Annotated in this window: 17 protein-coding genes; 9 read left to right on the forward strand and 8 right to left on the reverse strand. The window is 66.4% G+C overall.

Annotated elements, in window-relative coordinates; translation table 11 throughout:
- Window positions 1-171 precede the first annotated feature (171 nt).
- From NOCA_RS12420 to NOCA_RS12430, 4 genes are all read left to right on the forward strand, one after another.
- Window positions 172-819: a helix-turn-helix domain-containing protein gene (locus tag NOCA_RS12420; RefSeq protein WP_041546508.1), complete on the forward strand. Its 648-nt coding sequence runs from the start codon at window positions 172-174 to the stop codon at window positions 817-819.
- Window positions 816-1,388 carry a PaaI family thioesterase gene (locus tag NOCA_RS12425; RefSeq protein ID WP_011755618.1) on the forward strand — a complete coding sequence of 191 codons (573 nt, stop codon included), beginning with the start codon at window positions 816-818 and terminating at the stop codon, window positions 1,386-1,388. Before NOCA_RS12420 ends, NOCA_RS12425 begins: the two co-directional genes overlap by 4 nt.
- A gap of 67 nt (window positions 1,389-1,455) precedes the next feature.
- On the forward strand, window positions 1,456-1,836 hold the full coding sequence (locus NOCA_RS28275; protein ID WP_011755619.1) for a BtrH N-terminal domain-containing protein: 381 nt from the start codon (window positions 1,456-1,458) through the stop codon (window positions 1,834-1,836).
- Window positions 1,833-2,567, forward strand: a complete 735-nt coding sequence (locus tag NOCA_RS12430) for a DUF4872 domain-containing protein (RefSeq protein WP_011755620.1) — start codon at window positions 1,833-1,835, stop codon at window positions 2,565-2,567. The genes NOCA_RS28275 and NOCA_RS12430 overlap by 4 nt, the downstream gene beginning before the upstream one ends.
- A 34-nt stretch (window positions 2,568-2,601) precedes the next feature.
- Here the strand turns inward: NOCA_RS12430 and NOCA_RS12435 are convergent, their stop codons facing one another.
- Entirely contained in the window at window positions 2,602-4,173 is a 1,572-nt protein-coding gene (locus NOCA_RS12435; RefSeq protein WP_197687769.1) for an MDR family MFS transporter, read from the reverse strand.
- A 759-nt stretch (window positions 4,174-4,932) separates the two neighbouring features.
- Between NOCA_RS12435 and NOCA_RS12445 the strand changes: the two genes are divergently transcribed.
- Both NOCA_RS12445 and NOCA_RS27090 read left to right on the forward strand, forming a co-directional pair.
- Window positions 4,933-5,427 (forward strand): MarR family winged helix-turn-helix transcriptional regulator, encoded by a 495-nt coding sequence (locus NOCA_RS12445; RefSeq protein ID WP_158305667.1) that lies wholly within the window; start codon window positions 4,933-4,935, stop codon window positions 5,425-5,427.
- Window positions 5,428-5,771: 344 nt separating this feature from the next.
- A complete protein-coding gene (locus NOCA_RS27090) occupies window positions 5,772-6,101 on the forward strand; it encodes a hypothetical protein (RefSeq protein ID WP_140404101.1) in 330 nt (109 codons plus the stop codon).
- A 977-nt stretch (window positions 6,102-7,078) separates the two neighbouring features.
- Here NOCA_RS27090 and NOCA_RS12450 read toward each other — a convergent pair.
- Window positions 7,079-9,433 (reverse strand): MMPL family transporter, encoded by a 2,355-nt coding sequence (locus NOCA_RS12450; protein WP_011755624.1) that lies wholly within the window; start codon window positions 9,431-9,433, stop codon window positions 7,079-7,081.
- A gap of 35 nt (window positions 9,434-9,468) precedes the next feature.
- A complete protein-coding gene (locus NOCA_RS12455; protein ID WP_011755625.1) occupies window positions 9,469-10,071 on the reverse strand; it encodes a TetR/AcrR family transcriptional regulator in 603 nt (200 codons plus the stop codon).
- A gap of 189 nt (window positions 10,072-10,260) precedes the next feature.
- Between NOCA_RS12455 and NOCA_RS12460 the strand changes: the two genes are divergently transcribed.
- A complete protein-coding gene (locus NOCA_RS12460; protein ID WP_083768147.1) occupies window positions 10,261-10,746 on the forward strand; it encodes a MarR family winged helix-turn-helix transcriptional regulator in 486 nt (161 codons plus the stop codon).
- A 572-nt stretch (window positions 10,747-11,318) separates the two neighbouring features.
- Here NOCA_RS12460 and NOCA_RS28665 read toward each other — a convergent pair.
- Window positions 11,319-11,702, reverse strand: coding sequence for a MarR family transcriptional regulator (locus NOCA_RS28665; protein ID WP_083768148.1), 384 nt, complete (start codon window positions 11,700-11,702; stop codon window positions 11,319-11,321).
- Window positions 11,699-12,490: an MFS transporter gene (locus NOCA_RS12470; RefSeq protein ID WP_049774336.1), complete on the reverse strand. Its 792-nt coding sequence runs from the start codon at window positions 12,488-12,490 to the stop codon at window positions 11,699-11,701. Before NOCA_RS12470 ends, NOCA_RS28665 begins: the two co-directional genes overlap by 4 nt.
- A 240-nt stretch (window positions 12,491-12,730) precedes the next feature.
- Here NOCA_RS12470 and NOCA_RS28445 point away from each other — a divergent pair, with 240 nt between their 5' ends.
- Entirely contained in the window at window positions 12,731-13,108 is a 378-nt protein-coding gene (locus NOCA_RS28445; protein WP_011755628.1) for a helix-turn-helix domain-containing protein, read from the forward strand.
- Window positions 13,109-13,228: 120 nt separating this feature from the next.
- Here NOCA_RS28445 and NOCA_RS12480 read toward each other — a convergent pair whose 3' ends face one another.
- Together NOCA_RS12480 and NOCA_RS12485 are read right to left on the reverse strand one after the other, a co-directional pair.
- The gene (locus NOCA_RS12480) at window positions 13,229-13,831 is read right to left on the reverse strand and encodes a GNAT family N-acetyltransferase (RefSeq protein WP_011755629.1); all 603 of its coding nucleotides are present in this window, start codon (window positions 13,829-13,831) and stop codon (window positions 13,229-13,231) included.
- Window positions 13,832-13,906: 75 nt separating this feature from the next.
- Window positions 13,907-14,656 (reverse strand): tyrosine-type recombinase/integrase, encoded by a 750-nt coding sequence (locus tag NOCA_RS12485; protein WP_197687768.1) that lies wholly within the window; start codon window positions 14,654-14,656, stop codon window positions 13,907-13,909.
- Between the two features lie 57 nt (window positions 14,657-14,713).
- Here NOCA_RS12485 and NOCA_RS27960 point away from each other — a divergent pair, with 57 nt between their 5' ends.
- On the forward strand, window positions 14,714-15,814 hold the full coding sequence (locus NOCA_RS27960; protein ID WP_197687767.1) for a GNAT family N-acetyltransferase: 1,101 nt from the start codon (window positions 14,714-14,716) through the stop codon (window positions 15,812-15,814).
- Window positions 15,815-16,207: 393 nt separating this feature from the next.
- On the opposite strand, the gene NOCA_RS28670 is transcribed toward NOCA_RS27960, so the two are convergent.
- Window positions 16,208-16,675, reverse strand: coding sequence for a PGPGW domain-containing protein (locus NOCA_RS28670; protein ID WP_011755632.1), 468 nt, complete (start codon window positions 16,673-16,675; stop codon window positions 16,208-16,210).
- Window positions 16,676-16,790: the final 115 nt, after the last annotated feature.

Raw genomic sequence — 16,790 nt, forward strand, 5'->3', positions numbered from 1 at the left:
GGGGAAAGGGGGTCTGGCACGCGGGGCACGTTTCCGTACGGACGTGATGAGGCGACGCGAGCTCGGGTTCGTCCGGCTCCGTGCGTGGCCCGGCGGTGCCGTCGGGCTCACTCACTGGATCGGGTCCGGCGACGCGAACTTGGATACATGCATGGATGTATCCTGCCGGATGTGACTGCTGGCGAACAGACCCGACAGGTTCGGGCGGCGACAACCCGCCTGCTGTTGCTGGACACCACCGTGGCGTGCCTGGCGGAGCTGGGGTACGCGGGGACCACTGGGCCGGCGGTAGCTGAGCGAGCCGGCTTGTCGCGAGGCGCGCAGCTCCACCACTTCGGCACGCGAGACCAGATGGTCGTCGCGGCTGTCGAGCACCTGGCCCAGCAGCGCCTGACGCATGTTGACGACAGCCTTGCGAAGCGCATGGGAGACAGGGCGGATGCCTCGGCTCAATCCAGCAGGGCGGCGGCGCTGGCGGCCCTCGAGCTCCTGGCGGAGGCGATGTCCGGGCCGCTGTACGGAGCGACGTTGGAACTGTGGGCCGCGGCGCGAACCAACGACGACCTTCGCAAGCACCTGGTGCCGGCCGAGGAACGCGTGCGCGCCGATCTTCGCGACGTCTGTCGCGCATGGATCACGACGGACCCGCTACTGGTTGAACTCACTCTGGATCTCCTGCGAGGCCGGGGCGTGAGCGGGATGCTGGTCCCTCACCCTTCTGATGCGCAACGGCTTGTCCTGGAGCGTTGGATCGACACGATCGACGCCGTCGAGACCATTGGTGCGGTCGGTTTCCGCGAGGGCGGCAGGGCGCAGTGAGTCGTCTTGATGAGCTGATCGCGACGTTCGCTGAGAAGTTCCGTCCTCGAGAGGACGGAACTCGTCTTCCTTCGCACCACGCCAACTGCCTGGGCTGCGGCGAGGACAATCCGCATGGCCACCGTCTCGAGGTGCGACGTGCCGGGCAGGGCGTGGTCGCTGAACACACCTTCGACCATCGGCACGAAGGCGCACCGGGTATCGCTCATGGTGGGGCCTTGGCGACGGTCGTCGACGACCTCTACGGTTTTCTCCAGTACCTGGTGGGCGGCCCCGCGGTCACTCGACGCCTTGAGATCGAATACTTGCGTCCAGTGCTCCTCGACGTCCCGTACCGGTTGGAGGCCCACCTCACCGGCCGCAAGGAGCGCCGGCTCGAGGTCGAAGCGAGCATCGCCGACCCGGAGGGGCAGATTGTGCTCACCTCGACCGCCGTGTTCGTGCTCGTCGACGTCGGCCACTTCGCGACCGCGTACGCACGAACCCAGGAGAACACCTCCACAAGCGCGATCACCGATACCGCAGCCGAGGCCGGAGACCCGGGAACCGTCCCGTGGCCGCAGCCGTGAACGCACGGCCCGACGACCGACGGGCACCCCCCGCCCTACGCAGATCTCGACGCCCGAGGAAGACCAGATGACGACCAGCCGTGCGTCCGTCCAGGTGTCGCCGTATCCGCATCGGACGGGTGGACACTGCGGTTCCGGCGCCCTACGAGACCTCCTGGAATGGGCCGGACTCGGATGGGACGGCCCTCCCATCGAAGGCCTGGTCTTCACCCTCGGCGGCGCGCTCGGTCTGTCCTACGTACGCTCGCCCAACCTGTTCCCCCCCTTATACCTGGTTGGCCGCGGCGGTGAACTCGAACTGGACCTACCTCGCCGGCTCGGCGGGACCGCCCAGCAGCGGGCCACCGACGACCCCACCGAGGGGTGGTCCTGGGTGCGCTCGGAGGTCGACCAAGGCCGACCGGTGATGGTGTGGGCCGACATCGCTGAACTGCCTACCTGCGAGTGAAGCTCTCGATGAGTCGCCACGACATCGTGGTCATCGGGTACGACGACGACGCCCAGGTAGCTCTTGTGGTCGACAACGATCGCGAAGACATCCAACAGGTTCACTACGACGCCCTCGCCCGGGCCCGTTCCTCGACCTCGTTCCCGCAGCCCACCCGACACACCATGTACGACATCACGTGGCCCACTGAGCTTCCGGATCTGGCATCCGCCGCCGCTGGCGCGTTCGCTCAGTCAGCCCGGTCCATGAACGAGCCGGCCACCGCTGCCGGCATCTTCGACGACCTACACCCCGCGCCGGGTGACGCTGCTGGAGGGCTCCGCGGCACCCAGGAGGAGGTCCACAGTGCCGGGGTTGCGGCAGCGACTGCTTTCGCCGAGGACATCGCGGGCTGGATGCAACACGACGACGAGCAGCTGGAACTCATGTTGTTCAGCCTCGGCGCGTTCATCGAGAAGGCAGGAACCGCCGGTGGTCTCTTCCGTCGGCTCCTGGAGCAGGGTGCCTCCGAGATCGCGCAGATGACCGGGGATGAGGCGACTGCCGCCCTTGCGCGTTCGGCCAGCGCCACCGCGAACGCTTGGACTTCCGTGGCGAAAGCGGCTACCGCTCGCGAGAGGTCAGCGCATGAACGGGTTCGCGACGCCGCGAAAGCGGCGTCGGCCCTCCCTGAGCTCGAGTTCACGTTGACCGAACGCCTCCGGGGCGCCTCAGAGGCGCTTCGAGGGTGACCGACCTGACCGGGCTGCGCTGTGGGTAGCGGGATCACTCGCCGTGGGTAGAGGTATCGGCCACGAGACTCCCGGCTCCGCGGCTGTCGTCCTCGCGGGCGGTCCCGCGGCTGTGTCGCAGTGGTGTCTCGTGCAAAAAGAGGAGGATCACGAATCCGGCGAGGGCGAAGGGCACGGCGGCGAGGAAGGTCGTCTGGAGCGCTTCCGCGAAACCACCGGTGACCGCGGCGTGGATGGCGTCAGGTAGTTGATCGATCTGTTGGGGGGTGGCCTGGGTGGGTGATCCCTGCGGCATCTGGTCGGGTGTGATGCCGGCTGAGGCGAGGTGGGCCGGGATGGTGTCGCGGAGGCGGTGCGTAAGCAGGGCGCCGAACATGGCGACACCCATCGCGCCGCCCAGGGAACGGAAGAATGTCGCGCCTGAGGTCGCCACTCCCAGGTCGTCGTGGGGTACGGCGTTCTGGGTGGCGAGTACCAGCACCTGCATCGTCATGCCGATCCCGAAGCCGGTCACGAACATGTAGATCCCGGCGACCCACAGCGACGTGTCCACGTCCAGCGTGCTCATCAATGCCAGCCCGATGGCGGCGATGAACATCCCGGCGACGGGGAAAATCTTGTAGCGACCGGTGCGGGTGATGATCCGACCGGATCCGATCGAGGTGAGCAGCAGTCCCACCATGAGGGGGAGTGTCTGCAGACCGGAGGCGGTCGGCGATTCGCCCTTGACGATCTGGAGGTACTGCGGCAGGAAGATGATGGCGCCGAACATGGCCACCCCGATGACGAAGCCGGCCAGGCTCGTGATCACGAAGGTGTGGTTGGCGAACAGGCGTGGCGGCATGATCGGCTCGGCAGCTCGGCGTTCCTGGACCACAGCAAGGGCGAGGAGGACGATCGCTGCGGCGGTCAAGCCATAGGTCCATGCGGAGTTCCAGGCGAACTCCTTGCCGCCAAGCGACAGGACGAGCAGCAGGGCGGATACCCCGGCCACGATCAAGAAAGCGCCGAGCCAGTCGATGGCATGGCGGCGGCGCGGGAACGGGAGCTGGAGAACCCGTTCGGTCACCACGAGCGCGACGATCCCGATCGGGATCCCGACCCAGAAGCACCAACGCCACGACAGGTGCTCGACCAGGAAGCCACCCAACAGCGGCCCCGCCACCGTGGCGAGCCCGAACACCGAACCGATGTAGCCCTGGTACCGCCCGCGCTCCCGCGGACTGACGACGTCACCGATGATGGCCTGGGACAAGGCCATCAAGCCGCCGACACCGATACCCATCACCGCTCGGAACGAAACGAGCTGGGCCATGTTTTGCGAGAAACCTGCTGCGAGGGAGGAGACGAGGAAGATCGCGATGGCCGCTTGGAACATGATCTTGCGGCCGTAGAGGTCAGAGAGCTTTCCCCAGATGGGTGTGGACGCGGTCGCGGTCAGCAGTGTCGCCGAGACCACCCAGGCCAGTTGGTCCTGCCCGCCCAGCTCACCGACGATCGTCGGTAGAGCTGTCGCCACGATCGTCTGCGACAACGCGGCGACGAGCATTCCCAGCATCAATCCGACGAGCACCGTGACAATCTGCCGGTGGGTCAGGTGCGGCATCTCGGGTTGGGTTCCGATTACCCCAGGAGACGCGGAAGGAGTTTCGCTTCGACCGTTCTGCGACTGCGACCTCGGGGGGCGTGCCTGCTTCATCGACCACTTCCTGTCTTGGCTGTTCACATCGTCGTAGAGGGTTGGGAGAGGCGGCCCACGTCACCCGTCCAAGCGGTCCGGCGGCGGTCAGTGGGGAGCCCGTCGTCGACTCGACTCGCGGCGTCGCCGATCGCGTCGCGCTGCGGGGGGCCGCGATTGCGGTGGTCGGACCATCGTCGGCGGAGTCACGGGGTCGGCGTTGCCGAGGAACGACTCGATCTGCCGGATGCCTTCCTTGGCTTCTCGAGCTAGCCGCTTATCGCCCCGCCGCGGGGCGGGGCCCACCGCAAGGGCCCACTCCTCGGGCGTCAGCACGTGTCCGCTTGTCGAGAGACCCATGGCGACCAAGCCGGTCAAGGCGTTCCACGCCAGCCAGTGCGCCGCGTCGCAGCATTCGTCCAACAACTGGCGTGATAGCCGCTGAGGGATGTCCGGGTCCACTGTCGTCACCTCGGTCGACGACCTTCAAGTCAAGCCCTGATGCTTGGCTTTGCCAAGGACTTTGACGTTACGCCGTCTTCGAGAGCCCTGCAAGCACCCGACGGGGCTTGCTGACTGGGAGAGCCTCTTCTTCCACCTGCCGGCTTGCGCCGACTCACATCCCCCGTACGGATCTACAGTGGGCAGGTGCCGGCATCTCCTCGACGCGCGAATCGTCCCGGGTCAGTGAGCAGCAACACGGTCGCGGGTCAGGATGGAGGCAAGGCTGCACGGCCCGGAAGCCGCGACGCGGTTGATGACATCGAACGGGAACTCACGCTGGTGGTTCGGCGTGCCCAGAAGGTCCAGCTGGGCGGAGGGCCCGCGCTCTCCATCGACCGTGCTGGGTACTCGGTGCTCGCGCGGCTGCACGAGGTCGGCCCCCAACGTCCGAGTGCCTTGGCCGACCAGTTTCACCTCGACGCGTCCACCATCACTCGCCAGGTCCGGATCCTGCAACGGGAGGGACTGGTTGAGCGTGCATCGTTCGACGGAGACGGCCGCGTGGCCATCTACGGCCTGACCGATCAAGGTGTCGAGGTCATCAACAGCCTGCTCGCCAGACGACGTCAGCTCCTCGCCGACCTCCTTTCGAGTTGGACAGACTCCGACCGGACGGCCTTCGCGGACCTGCTGAAAAGCTTCAACGGCAGGCTCGATGAGCGCTTCGGATCAGACTAGGCAATCTGTCCCGGGTGAGGCCCCACGTCGGCATTCCGCATCTTCGGGCCTCTCATTGCATCCGCACGAACATGCCATCGCCCGGGTATCAGTCCCTGCTCGATGTGCTCTGCTGAGATGAGTCGCCGCTGGGACCATGGGTGGTATGAGCCAACCGTGATCGGTCGGATCGAACGCCGTCGCCGGCCGGCAGCCCGCCACTGGCGGCGCCGAGGAGGGGCGCTGGGTGGCCCCGCACGACGGAACCCTTTTCCTCCTATGTATCTCGGCGTAGGCTGAACGCCACCGCTACGTACCGGGTGATTGTGATCCCGGGTTCGGCCGCCCGACTGGAGGTGGGCGAAGTGAGATACTGGAACCTGAACGGGTTGGCTTGGCAACATCTGGCGACGGCGCTGTGTGATGTGCTGGCAGTCGTGTGGTGGACGCTCGTGGCGGGCCTCGTTGCCTACGGCGGATGCTGGTACGTGGGTCGGCTCGTCTATGGCGAGTGGGTTCGCGAACACCCCCCGCCCCGCCTGCGTTTCCTTGCTGAACGACGGCTGCGCCGAGACCTCGCCCGCGGGCTTGCCGACCTTGAGGCATACCTGAGCGAACGCGATCCAGTACACGTCAACGAGACCCGTCCTGGCCGGGTGCGGACTTGGAGCCGCCAGGTGTGGCGTCGGCATTGAGAAGGCGCCGATGCTTCGGAGCCCTCCAGGGTCTGGGGTTTGCCGGTCATTTCTGACGCCTCTTAAAGCCGGCCGTCGATGGCTGCGTGCGAGGCGAACGATCGCCGCCAGAGAATCGGCAACCCGGTCGTTTGGGGACCGATCGTCCCGGGTGCGGCAGACGTAGCCCCGCGCGGTGCAAGACCCGCACGGGGGCGGATCTCGCACCGCGCGGGCGAGGTCGGTGAGCAGCGAGGAGGCTGCGGCCCTCCAGGCAGGCTCAAGGTGGCGGCCGTCCGTCCATGGGCCGCACCCGGGGGCGTCGTTGGGTCATCGTGAGCAGATGATGTCGAACCGCGGCAGGACGATAGCGAGACCTGTTCCGCGTCACTGAGCGCAGCCGCGTGAGGTGAACAGGCCCGAGGCATCACGGGTGTTGGTCAGGTGTTCGGCTGTTGCTCACCGACGACCCCCTGTCGCTACGCCGCCGCGCGATCGCAGAGGGCGACGGGGCAGCCCGGCCGCCATCCCGGGGGCGGTTGCGCCCATTCGCCGCGACGCGGATGATGGTCGAGGAGCGCGAACCCAGGGCAGGGCGACCCCTACCGCGTCCGTGAGGGCGATGTCGGCAACATGATCGTCGCTGCCTGGATCCCGGTTCTCACGCATGGGGGCCGCAGTGGAGGCCGCCCCGGTCGAGCCCGCGTAGCGGCCGTGGCCTCGACCAGATCCAGCATGGCGAGCTGGCACGCGAGGCCGCGACGGCTCGGTGGGCACGGCCGTAGCGGCCTTCTGATTAGCCGAGACGTCGACGTTCATCGCGATCCTGCGCGGAGAGATGGAGGGAATGCTGGATTGCTGGTTTGATGGCCGCCGGGATCTTGGGTAGCCGAGGGGCCAGGACGTTGATGGTCTACCGCGCTTGACCGTGCCCGGGTCGGTCTGGTGATGGCTCCAAAGTGTGTCAGGAGCGATCGGCTCTGGGTGCGTCAGCCTTCTCATCGGCTGCGGATGTCGTTGTCTTCTCGGTCGGTGGGTTCGGCCTGCTGGTTGAGCATGGCCAAGAGCTTGTCGCCCTCGATGTCGAGGTCCGGCAGTAGGTGGTCGAGCCAGCGGGGCAGCCACCATGCTCGCTCGTCGAAGGCGGCCATGAGCGCCGGGACGAGGGTCAGCCGGACGAGGAAGGCGTCGATGAGGATGCCGGCGGCGAGGGCGAAGCCGATCTGCTTGATCATGATGTCGTGGCTGAAGATGAAGCCGGAGAACACTGCGACCATGATGATGGCGGCTGCGACCACGACCCGGCTGGCCTGGTCGAACCCGTGGACGACGCTCTGGCGGGCTGCTTGGCCGTGGATGTGCGCCTCGCGCATCGAGGAGACCAGGAAGACCTCGTAATCCATGGCGAGTCCGTAGAGGATGCCGGTCACGATGATCGGCATGAAGCTCATCAGCGGGCCGCCGGTGTCGAACCCGAAGAGGCCGCTGAGCCAGCCCCACTGGAAGACGGCAGTGGTGGCACCGAAGGTGGCCAGGATGCTGAGCAGGAAGCCCGCTGTGGCCTTGATTGGGACCACGACCGAGCGGAAGACCAGCATCAGGATCAGGATGGAAAGGATGATGATGATGCCGAGATAGAGGGGAAGAACGCCGGCGATCTTGTCGGACATGTCGATGCGGATGGCGGTGAACCCGGTCACGCCCAACTGCACCTGGTTGCGCTGGGCGATGGCGTTGCCGGGCTCGCGTAGCGATTTGACGAGGTCGCTGGTGGCCTCGTCATCGGGTCCGGAGGCGGGGATGATGCTGAACACAGCCAGGTCGCCAGCCTCGTTGACGCCAACGGGGGCGGCCAGCACAATGTCGCCTCGGTCCTGGAACTCGCCGATTAGTTTCGCGGTCAGCTCGGGCGTGACGCGGCCTGAGGTGCCGACGGGCTCGGCGGTGACCAGGAGGGGGCCGTTGAATCCCTCGCCGAAGCCTTGGGACACTGCCTCGTAGCTCTGGCGGGCGGCTGTGTCCTGGTTGGCGGTCGCGCCGGAAGGGATCCCCAGGTGCATGCTGGCTGCGGGGATCGCCATCACGCCCAGGATCGCGACCACACCGGCGATGACAGGCCACCTGAACCTGATCACACCCTTGACCCAATGGTCAGCGACGCCGTGCGACTCGGCCTCGACCTTGGTGCGGCGTCGGGCTCGGGCTTTGTCGGAGCAGATCCGCTCCCCGACCAGACCGAGCAGCGCCGGCAGAAGGCTCAGGGCGATGAGGACGGCCAGGGCCACCGTGGACGCGGCGACCAGTGCCATCGTGGACAGCACTGCGATGCCGATGACGGTGAGCGCGGTGAGCGCGATGAGGACGGTCAGGCCGGCGAAGAACACGGCACTGCCCGCGGTGCCGACTGCTCTGCCGGCTGCCTCCTGAGCGGTGAGTCCCTGGTCGAGGATCAGTCGTCGCTGCCGGTTGACGACGAACAGTGCGTAGTCGATGCCGACGGCGAGCCCGACCATGAGGCCGAGGACGGGAGTGGCGGAGTTCATCTCGACGACGTTCGAGAGCGCGTATGCGCCGCCCACGCCGATGCCGACGCCGACCAGTGCGGTGATCAGGGGCAGGCCGGCGGCGACAAGGGAACCCAGGGTGAGCACCAGCACGAGGGCGGCGACGGCGAGACCGATCACCTCGCCGATGCCGATGGGGATCTCGAGGGCCTTGAGCGAGTCGCTCGGTAGAACGGTCATCCCCGTTCCCTGCTCGGCGCGTTCCACCACCTCGACCACCGAGGTGACGTCGTCATCTGTCAGTGAGGTTGCGGCGACCGTGAATTGAAACTGGAACAGCGCGACCTGCCCGTCCGAGGACACCAGCACGCCGGGCACCGGTTCCCCGTCCACCAGCAGCGGCTGGTACGGAGGCCCCTGCTCCTGTGCCGGTTCTTGGTCCGACCCGGCTGGGGGATCGCCCGGTGCATTCTCCTGGGGGGTGCCCGGTCCTCCCTGCTCGGCGGCACCCAGCGCGGCGTCGAGGGGGTTGACGACCTTCTCGAGGTCATAGACGTCGCTGACGGTGCCGCTGATGACCGCGAGTCGCTCCGGAGTGTCGAGGCGCTCGCCGTCCGGCACGGTGAAGACCACGCTGGCCTGGCCTCCCGAGGCCTCGGGGAGCTCATCGGCCACGCGGTCGAGCACGGTCTGGGCCTCGGTGCCCTCGATCTTCATCTCGGAGCTGACGCTTACCCCGTTGATTGCCATGCCACCAACGACCACCGCGAGGACTGCGACCCAGCCGGCGACGAACAGCCACGGTTTGCCGAACGCGGTTCTTCCGAGCCGGTACAGGAAGGTTGACATCGGTCTGGTTCTCCTAGAGGGCGTGGAGTCGCTGGCTAGAGGCCGTGGCGTAGGTAGTCGAAGGTGAGGTCGAGGAACGAGTCGTAGTCCATCGACACGGGGCTGAGGTCGTTCTCGCCGTCCAGGTGCACGTCGAGGGTTCCCTCTAGGGCGGCCATCACGGCGCCGTACACGGCGCCAAACAGCAGCGGTACGTAGATGGCGGGGTACCGGTCCCCGGCCACGGATCCCAAGAGTTCCTGTGCGGTGTGGCGCATGCGTTGCTGAACGCCCAGGACGTAGGGTTCCAGGGTCGGGTAATGCCGCGCCATCGCCATCAGTTCGCGCATCCTGACCAGCGTGTCCGCGGCGAACTGATCCCGCATCACCGCCAACAGAGCATCGAGCAGGGGCAGGTCCGCAGGTAGGCCGGCGAGGATCGCGCTGGCGTCGTCGACACCACCGAACGCGACCGAAGCGACTGCTTCCTCCTTGCAGGAAAAGTGGTTCGCGAACGTTCGCCGCGAGTATCCCGCCCGCTCCACCACGTCCGTTGTCACGAACCCGAACAGCCCTCGCTCGCGGGCCAACTCGAAAGCCGCTTGAGCCAGCGCCTGTCTTGTCGCCTCACGCTTGAGGTCTCGCAAACCACGATCCATTGCCTCAGTATGCCCAGCTCTGCCCATCGAGCAACATTGCCCAATGGGCAGGTAGACATGCGGCCCGGCCGTTCCTTCGGCAATGCAGCTGCCCGCCGGCTGCGGGCCGGTAGCGTGGCGGCCGGACGAAGCGGCCGATCTGCCTCCGGCGCCGGTTTTGTCATGGGCCATTGACTTACGGGAGTACGCATGGCTGTTGGTAATAAAGGGGTCGGTGCTGGAAACGGACGGAACCAGGCGGCGACCGGTGACGGGGGGCAATTCGCCGATGCGGTGCTGGCGTTGCTCGCGGTTGCTCGCAGAACGAGGGGACGTTTGCAGCCGCTCTTTGACGACGTCACTGTGCCGCAACTGGTCCTGCTCGACGCCGTGCAGGCGTGCGGTCGCGAGGGTGTCGGCGCCATCTCGGCGTACACGCTGCTGAGTCAACCGACGGTGACCCAACAGGCGGCCACGCTAGAAGCTGCCGGTCTCCTGCGCCGCATCCCGGCCGAGGATGATCGACGCCGGCGCGTGCTCACCCTCACCGAACGCGGAGAGCGGCTCTTGGCTGCGAAGCGTGGCTTGGTCGCCGACCGACTTTCGGTGGCCTGGACATCCCTCTCGGTCGAGGAGCAGTCGATCGCGGTCCCATTGCTTCGTCACATTACGAATCTCGTCGCGGAACTCACTTGACCCCTCAGGACCGCTCTGCTGCGTGAACGCTACCGGTTCGGAACACGTCAGATAGAGAGAGGAAGGTGGTTGAGAACGGCACGCGATTTCCCCCACACCACTGATTGGGGGAGTCGAGTTTGAGGATCCTCCCGCGACGGGCGGCCGGCTCGTCTCATGCCGCACCCGAGGACACGACGTGCTGCACCGACACGAGGGCGGTCACCAACGGGAAGGCCCTCTGCACGGACTGCTGACACCTGGGCATGCTCTTGCGAGGCCTGAGCTCGGGCGCGTCGTCGCTTTACGTGCGATGAGGGGCTCCTGCGTGCCGGGGATCGTTCTCAAACCGCGAGTTCGAGCTCTGCGTCCGATGATTACAGGCCGTAGTACTGACTGACTGACCCGTGGTGAACTGCGCGAACTCCGATTCGTTCGGGCGATATGTATCCCGTTGGTAACAGCCGAGCGATGTCGGCCCTCGAGGGGCGTTCAGCTACGAGGACGTCCTCCCCTGCGCGGGGACCCGCGGCGATTGCGCCAACGTCAATAGCACCTTGTTCAGCTCGCTGAGGAGCGTGACAAGCCTGGCTTCATCCTCCTCGGGCATACGCGAAAGGCCACTCGCAAGCGCATCGACGAGCCGTTGCCGCCGCTCGGCAAGCAGGGTCACTGCCTCGGGGGTGGGGAGGACGAGGACGCCTCGGGCCGTCCGAGTCGTCCGGCTCGCGCCGGAGCAGTCCAATGGAGGCGAGCGAATCGACCGTACGACTGGCGGTGGCATCCGTCGTTCCCATCCGGGCCGCAAGCGCGCCGAGGCGAAGCGGCGACTCGTCGACGGCGACCGCGAGCGCGAGCCGCTGCGTCCAGGAGAGCGGGCGCTCGTCAGCCTCCTGGAACTGGCCTCGGGGGTGGACGAGGAGCAGGACGAGCCGCTCAAGATGCGCTGCTAGCCGAGCAGGTTCCGGTCCGCTCATTCGACTGCCTCTGCGACGGGGACGAGCCGCGATTGCGGTAGGCGCGGAGTGACGAGGAGGGCGACGAACACTGCGACGAACGCGGCTGCCGCTCCGATCGAGAAGGCGGTTACAAAGGCCGACTCGGCCGGGATGTTCGTCCTTCGGATCGTGTCGGCGGTCAGGATCGCCGCCCCGACCTGGCCGCCGATCACGCCGCCGACGGTGCGCATCACGGTGTTCATGCCCGTCGCGACTCCGGTCTCGCTAGGCCGCACCGAGTCGACGATGACTTTCGCCATCGCCGCAAAGGTGAAGGGGATACCGCTGCCGAGCACGATCATGCCCAGCACGATCTGCCAGGGATGGTCGTGCCAGAGGGCGAACATGGCGAGCCCGACTGAAGCCATCGCCATCCCGAGCGCCATCGGCCACTTCGACCCGTAGCGCCGGCCGAGCACGCCGGCGAGCGGACCGGAGACGAACCCGGCGAGCGCGCCAGGTAACAGATAGAGCCCCGCGGTCGTCGTGCTCGCGCCGAACCCGTATCCGACCAGGCGTGCGAGCGAGTCAGGAAGCCCCTGCGGCGTCTCGGCGAAAATCGGGATCAGCACAAAGGAGCCGAACATGGCAAAGCCCGCGATCAGGCCGGTCAGATTGGAGAAGAGCACCGGCCGCCTAGCCCCAATGAAAGGCGTGACCACGAACGCGACGGGCACCATCGGCAGGCTGATCTCGAAGATGATGCATGGCGGCGCGAGGGCGTCGCACAACTCGGCGGCGACGTCTGGCGAGACGATCTTCGGCAACGGACGTCGCGACGATCGTCTGCGTTGAGCGCCGTCAAGGCGTAACCAACAGCAAGACCGCAAAGACGCGCAGCGTCGGCCCGACTGTCATACCCGGTCCGACTGCCACATAGGGAGGCCCTCCGTCGCTGGCACGTCCAACAACATTACATTGCGTAACGAAACAAGAGTTCCGGTCGCTCAATGACGAGGAGGTTCGCGGCGGCGGCTCCCGCTTGCTCCGACTAGTGTCTGTCAGCGATGGTTTCCGGAATCGACCCCTCAGCGCTGCGCGCCGCCCGCGAGAAGGCGGGCCTGACCCAGCATGAGTTGGCGCGTCTTGTTGGTGCCGCCGGTGGGGAGCGCATATCTCGTTGGGAGCTGGGCGCGTCGGTTCCTCGACCGGACTTCTTGGTCAAGCTTGCTAGACCGTTGACCGTGTCCCTGGCCGCCCTCGTTCAAGATGACCTCAGCGGCAACGCCCCCGGTTGGATGGTCCGCCTTCACTCCACGGGCTCGTGGGCGGGACCTCGCCTACTGCTCGCCACGTTCGCGGCCTACACGGGTCGCAACCACCTGCTCGCGGAGTTCCAGGAGATGGCCCGCGTCTTCTGGGACAACTCCCTCCAGTCGGACTAGGCACGGGCGAGCCCTAGGACGTGCCGCGCCCGCGGCGTAGGGACCTGTCGGCACGTTCATGAAGACATGCGCTCTGAGGAGCTGGTTGGAATCGCCCGGTCATGCCGAGTTTCGGGCGCGTCAGGGCGACGGACGCAGGCGGTCGTGGATGTGCGTCACCTTGACCCATTCCGCGCGCAACATGGCATACATGTATCCGTCGTGCCATGTTCCATCGCGGTGCAGTCCGGATTGCACCGTGTGCGCCTCTCGTCGCATGCCTAGTCGCTCCATCAGCCGCCAAGAAGCTCTGTTCTCGACGGTGCATCCGGCGACAACGCGATGCAGCCCGAGGTGACCGAAGCAGATGTCGAGGAGGGCCGACACAGACTCGGTGGCCAGGCCGCGTCCTTGCCAGTCGGGGCTAACGACCCAACCGATTTCCGCCGCTACGCCCTGGGCTTGTTCGCGTACTTCAGCCTGTGAATAGGCGTTCTCGCGCACCAGCAGGAGGTCCCCAATCACTTGGTCGCCGACCTCCACGACCAAAGTGCTGGCGAGGCGCTCCGCCTCGACGAATCTGTCCGTCCACGGGCCCAGTTCACCTGGCAAACCGGTCAGGAAGTCGGAGACCCCTGGCCTTCGGCGGATGGCCCAGATGACCTCTGCATCACTTCGTGTGGCTGGTCTTATGGAGGCACGCGCAGTCCGGTGGGGCCAAGCAACCGATTCAGCGAACGTCATGACATGGAGTCTCGCGCAGCCCGTATACAAAAGGCACAGGCTGGTCGAAACCGCCCGACCATGCCGCTGACCGGGTCAGGTGCCGGACGCCATGTAGGCCGCCAGGACGTAGTTGGGGTGTCGGTCGAGGTTCTTGCGGGCGCGGTCGTAGCGCATGGTGGTTCTCGGGTCGGCGTGCCGGGCCGCGATCTGGACGTCACGCAGGTCGACCCCGGCGTCGAGCATGGTGGTGACGAAGGTGTGGCGGAGCATGTGCGGGTGCATCCGATCGGTGGCGATTCCCGCGACCCGGGCGAGGGCTCGCAGCCGGCGGGTGGCGCAGTGCCGGTCCATCCGGTTGCCGGTGCGGCTTCTGAGGATCGGCCCACCGGTCCGGCCGTCGACCGCGCGCTCGATCGCGCGTCCCACCGCGGGTGGCAACGGGACCAGCGCGATCTTGTCGCCCTTGCCCCACACGCGGAGCACGCGATGTCCGTGCACTTCCTCAAGAGCCTCGACATTGGCGCCGGTCGCTTCGAAGATCCGCAGCCCGAGCAGGCCCAGCATGGTCACCAGGGCGAAGTCGTTGATGTTGGCCGACTTCCTGCCGGCGGTGAGCATGGCCTCGAGCTGGAGGTGGCTGAGACCCAGCGTGGGTGACTCCGTGGAGACGCGGGGACGGCGCACGTACTCCGCTGGCGAGTGCTTTAGGAGGCCGTCGATGACGCAGGTGCGGTAGAAGCCGGCGACCACCGATAGCCGACGCGAGACGGTGGAGGGCTTGTATCGGCCGACCTCCTGCATCCAGCGGAGGAAGAGCTCGACGTGGGGGCGCTGGGCCGCCAACGGGTCCAATCCTTGCCGGCCGCACCAGCCGAGGTAGGAGCGTAGGTCGGACTCGGTGTGAATCCGGGACTGGCCCTTGAAACGTGCAAGGTAGGCCGCGACGGCGATGCGAAGCGTGGCGCTGGCGTCTGCGCCAGGGACGATGAGTTGGGCAGTGTTCATCGCCCCACTGCGTCACTCGCAGAAGGCGCTGTCAACGCCACCGCTCTGCAGCCGTCGTCATCGGCGCCTGGGGGCGCCGCGTTCCCACCAGTCGACAGGCGGACCGTTACCAATCAGGCTGGTTGTGAACTCGACGTCCGAAGCGTTGCAGAACTTCCAGAGTTCCTTCGCCGCGCGGCTGTACTGAAAGACGACCTGATCGACCTCGAAGACATCGAGCTGACCGGCACGAAAGCGGTCAACGGCCTCCCCGACATGTTGGACAAGTTCAGCCAACTGAGCCTGGTGATACTCCGCAACCGCCTCACGTGCGGCCCTCCGCTCCGACTTGCTGGACATACCAGCGAGGCTACTAAGTCGGCAGCGGCAGGACGCTTCCTCGACGACCATGCCCTCACAGCGGCAAGGGAGGACGTCTTCAGTTCGCCTAGGGTACTGTCGGCACGCTGCAACTTCCGGTACAAGAACGCCATGGTGCGACTTCGTGTGGATGACTCGGCCGCCGCTAACGACGGTGCAGCGGTGTGGCCCATGTACAAGTCAGTCTTCGGCGATTACTCCGACTACGAAACGTGGCACGGGGCCGTCTGGGGCAAGCACAGCGTCCGGAACGGATTTCGCCTCGCCCGCGCGTACGACGCCGACGTGCTCGTCGGCTTCGCCTACGGCTACACGGGTGAGCACGGCCAGTGGTGGACCGACAACGCGCTCAGGGTGCTGGAGCATGAGGTCGCCGATGCCTGGCTGGGAGGACACTTCGAGTTGGTCAGTATCGGGGTGCTCGACACTGCTCGGCGTCGGGGTATTGGTCGAGGACTCATGCACGTCCTCCTTGAAGGTCTTCCCCATGAGCGTCTGCTCCTGATGACGTCTTCAGATCCTTCAGACCCGGCGAGGCGGCTCTACGCGTCCGAAGGCTGGCACGTCCTAGGTCCAGGCATTGGTGACGGGACCGTCATCATGGGGCGGCGTACCGGTGATCCGCCGACGGTCTAGAAGAGCCCGCACATCGGCATGAGAGTGCGCTTTGACTGCAGGTCGCGGGGGAGTGGCAGGTGCCCACAGAGCTCAGGTTCCGGCGCCAACTCGAATGGAACGAGGGCCCCGGCGTCGCCGAGGCCCTCGTTCTCGAACGCTGAGTTCGAGCTTTACGTGCACAAGTGACTATATGTCGTAATACTGACTGACTTACCCATGCTGACCTGCGCAAACGTCGAGGACCTTCGGCCATGTGTACCACGCTTGTAACGAGCGGGCGCGGAATCGAGCGCTGTACGTACAAGGGCACGTCCCGCGGCGTTGCCGTTCGAGGCGGCCGTCCGAGCCCCGCTTCGTGGGTGACATCGCGGGCGCCAAGCTGCTCACGTCGTCGGATCCATGCCGTCACGATCACTCGTCGCACGCATGGCCAGGTCCGCTCGGGAGAGGCGCCACACTCGCTCGGCGGAAACGCCGATAGCTCCACGCGATCAACCCCAGGGCCACGAGCCCCGACATGACGAGCGAGATGCCTGCCGCGGGGCCGCCGGGGAGCCAGCTGCGGTGGGAGAACCACCACCATGGGGGAACCGGGGGACCCGACACCCAGAGCAGTCCGCACGCCAGGACTCCGACGGCCAGCAGGGTGGACGAAGCGATCCTGGGCCAAGTCTCGACGTTACGCGCTGCACCGGCCAAGGCACGCTGCTTGAGCGGCTCGAGACGTCGCTCCGCCCATTCGTACTGCCGGGCCAGGATCGCTACCGCCGCGAAGATCATCAGGGTCCCCGGACCGGGAACGGCCAGAGCGACGAATCCAGCAACCAGAAGGGTCCAGCCGACGACTTCTAGCGCCAGTCGCTGTCCAACACGTTTCACAGCAACAGCGCCCGCATAAGACGCCGCGACAACCGTGCTGCAGGGTCATCGGATGAGGCCGCAGTCGCAGCGGCGACAAGCATCAGAGGAGTCATTCCGAGCGTGAACCTGTCGC

The sequence above is a fragment of the Nocardioides sp. JS614 genome, assembly GCF_000015265.1.
Classification (GTDB): Bacteria; Actinomycetota; Actinomycetes; order Propionibacteriales; family Nocardioidaceae; genus Nocardioides.

Coding starts and splice junctions, on each gene's coding strand:
- NOCA_RS12480 (WP_011755629.1), bottom strand. CDS start 13,831: ATGACGTTCGCTGAATCGGTTGCTTGGCCCCACCGGACTGCGCGTGCC.
- NOCA_RS28665 (WP_083768148.1), bottom strand. CDS start 11,702: ATGAGCGGACCGGAACCTGCTCGGCTAGCAGCGCATCTTGAGCGGCTC.
- NOCA_RS12450 (WP_011755624.1), bottom strand. CDS start 9,433: ATGTCAACCTTCCTGTACCGGCTCGGAAGAACCGCGTTCGGCAAACCG.
- NOCA_RS28445 (WP_011755628.1), top strand. CDS start 12,731: ATGGTTTCCGGAATCGACCCCTCAGCGCTGCGCGCCGCCCGCGAGAAG.
- NOCA_RS28275 (WP_011755619.1), top strand. CDS start 1,456: ATGACGACCAGCCGTGCGTCCGTCCAGGTGTCGCCGTATCCGCATCGG.
- NOCA_RS12455 (WP_011755625.1), bottom strand. CDS start 10,071: ATGGATCGTGGTTTGCGAGACCTCAAGCGTGAGGCGACAAGACAGGCG.
- NOCA_RS12460 (WP_083768147.1), top strand. CDS start 10,261: ATGGCTGTTGGTAATAAAGGGGTCGGTGCTGGAAACGGACGGAACCAG.
- NOCA_RS12435 (WP_197687769.1), bottom strand. CDS start 4,173: ATGCCGCACCTGACCCACCGGCAGATTGTCACGGTGCTCGTCGGATTG.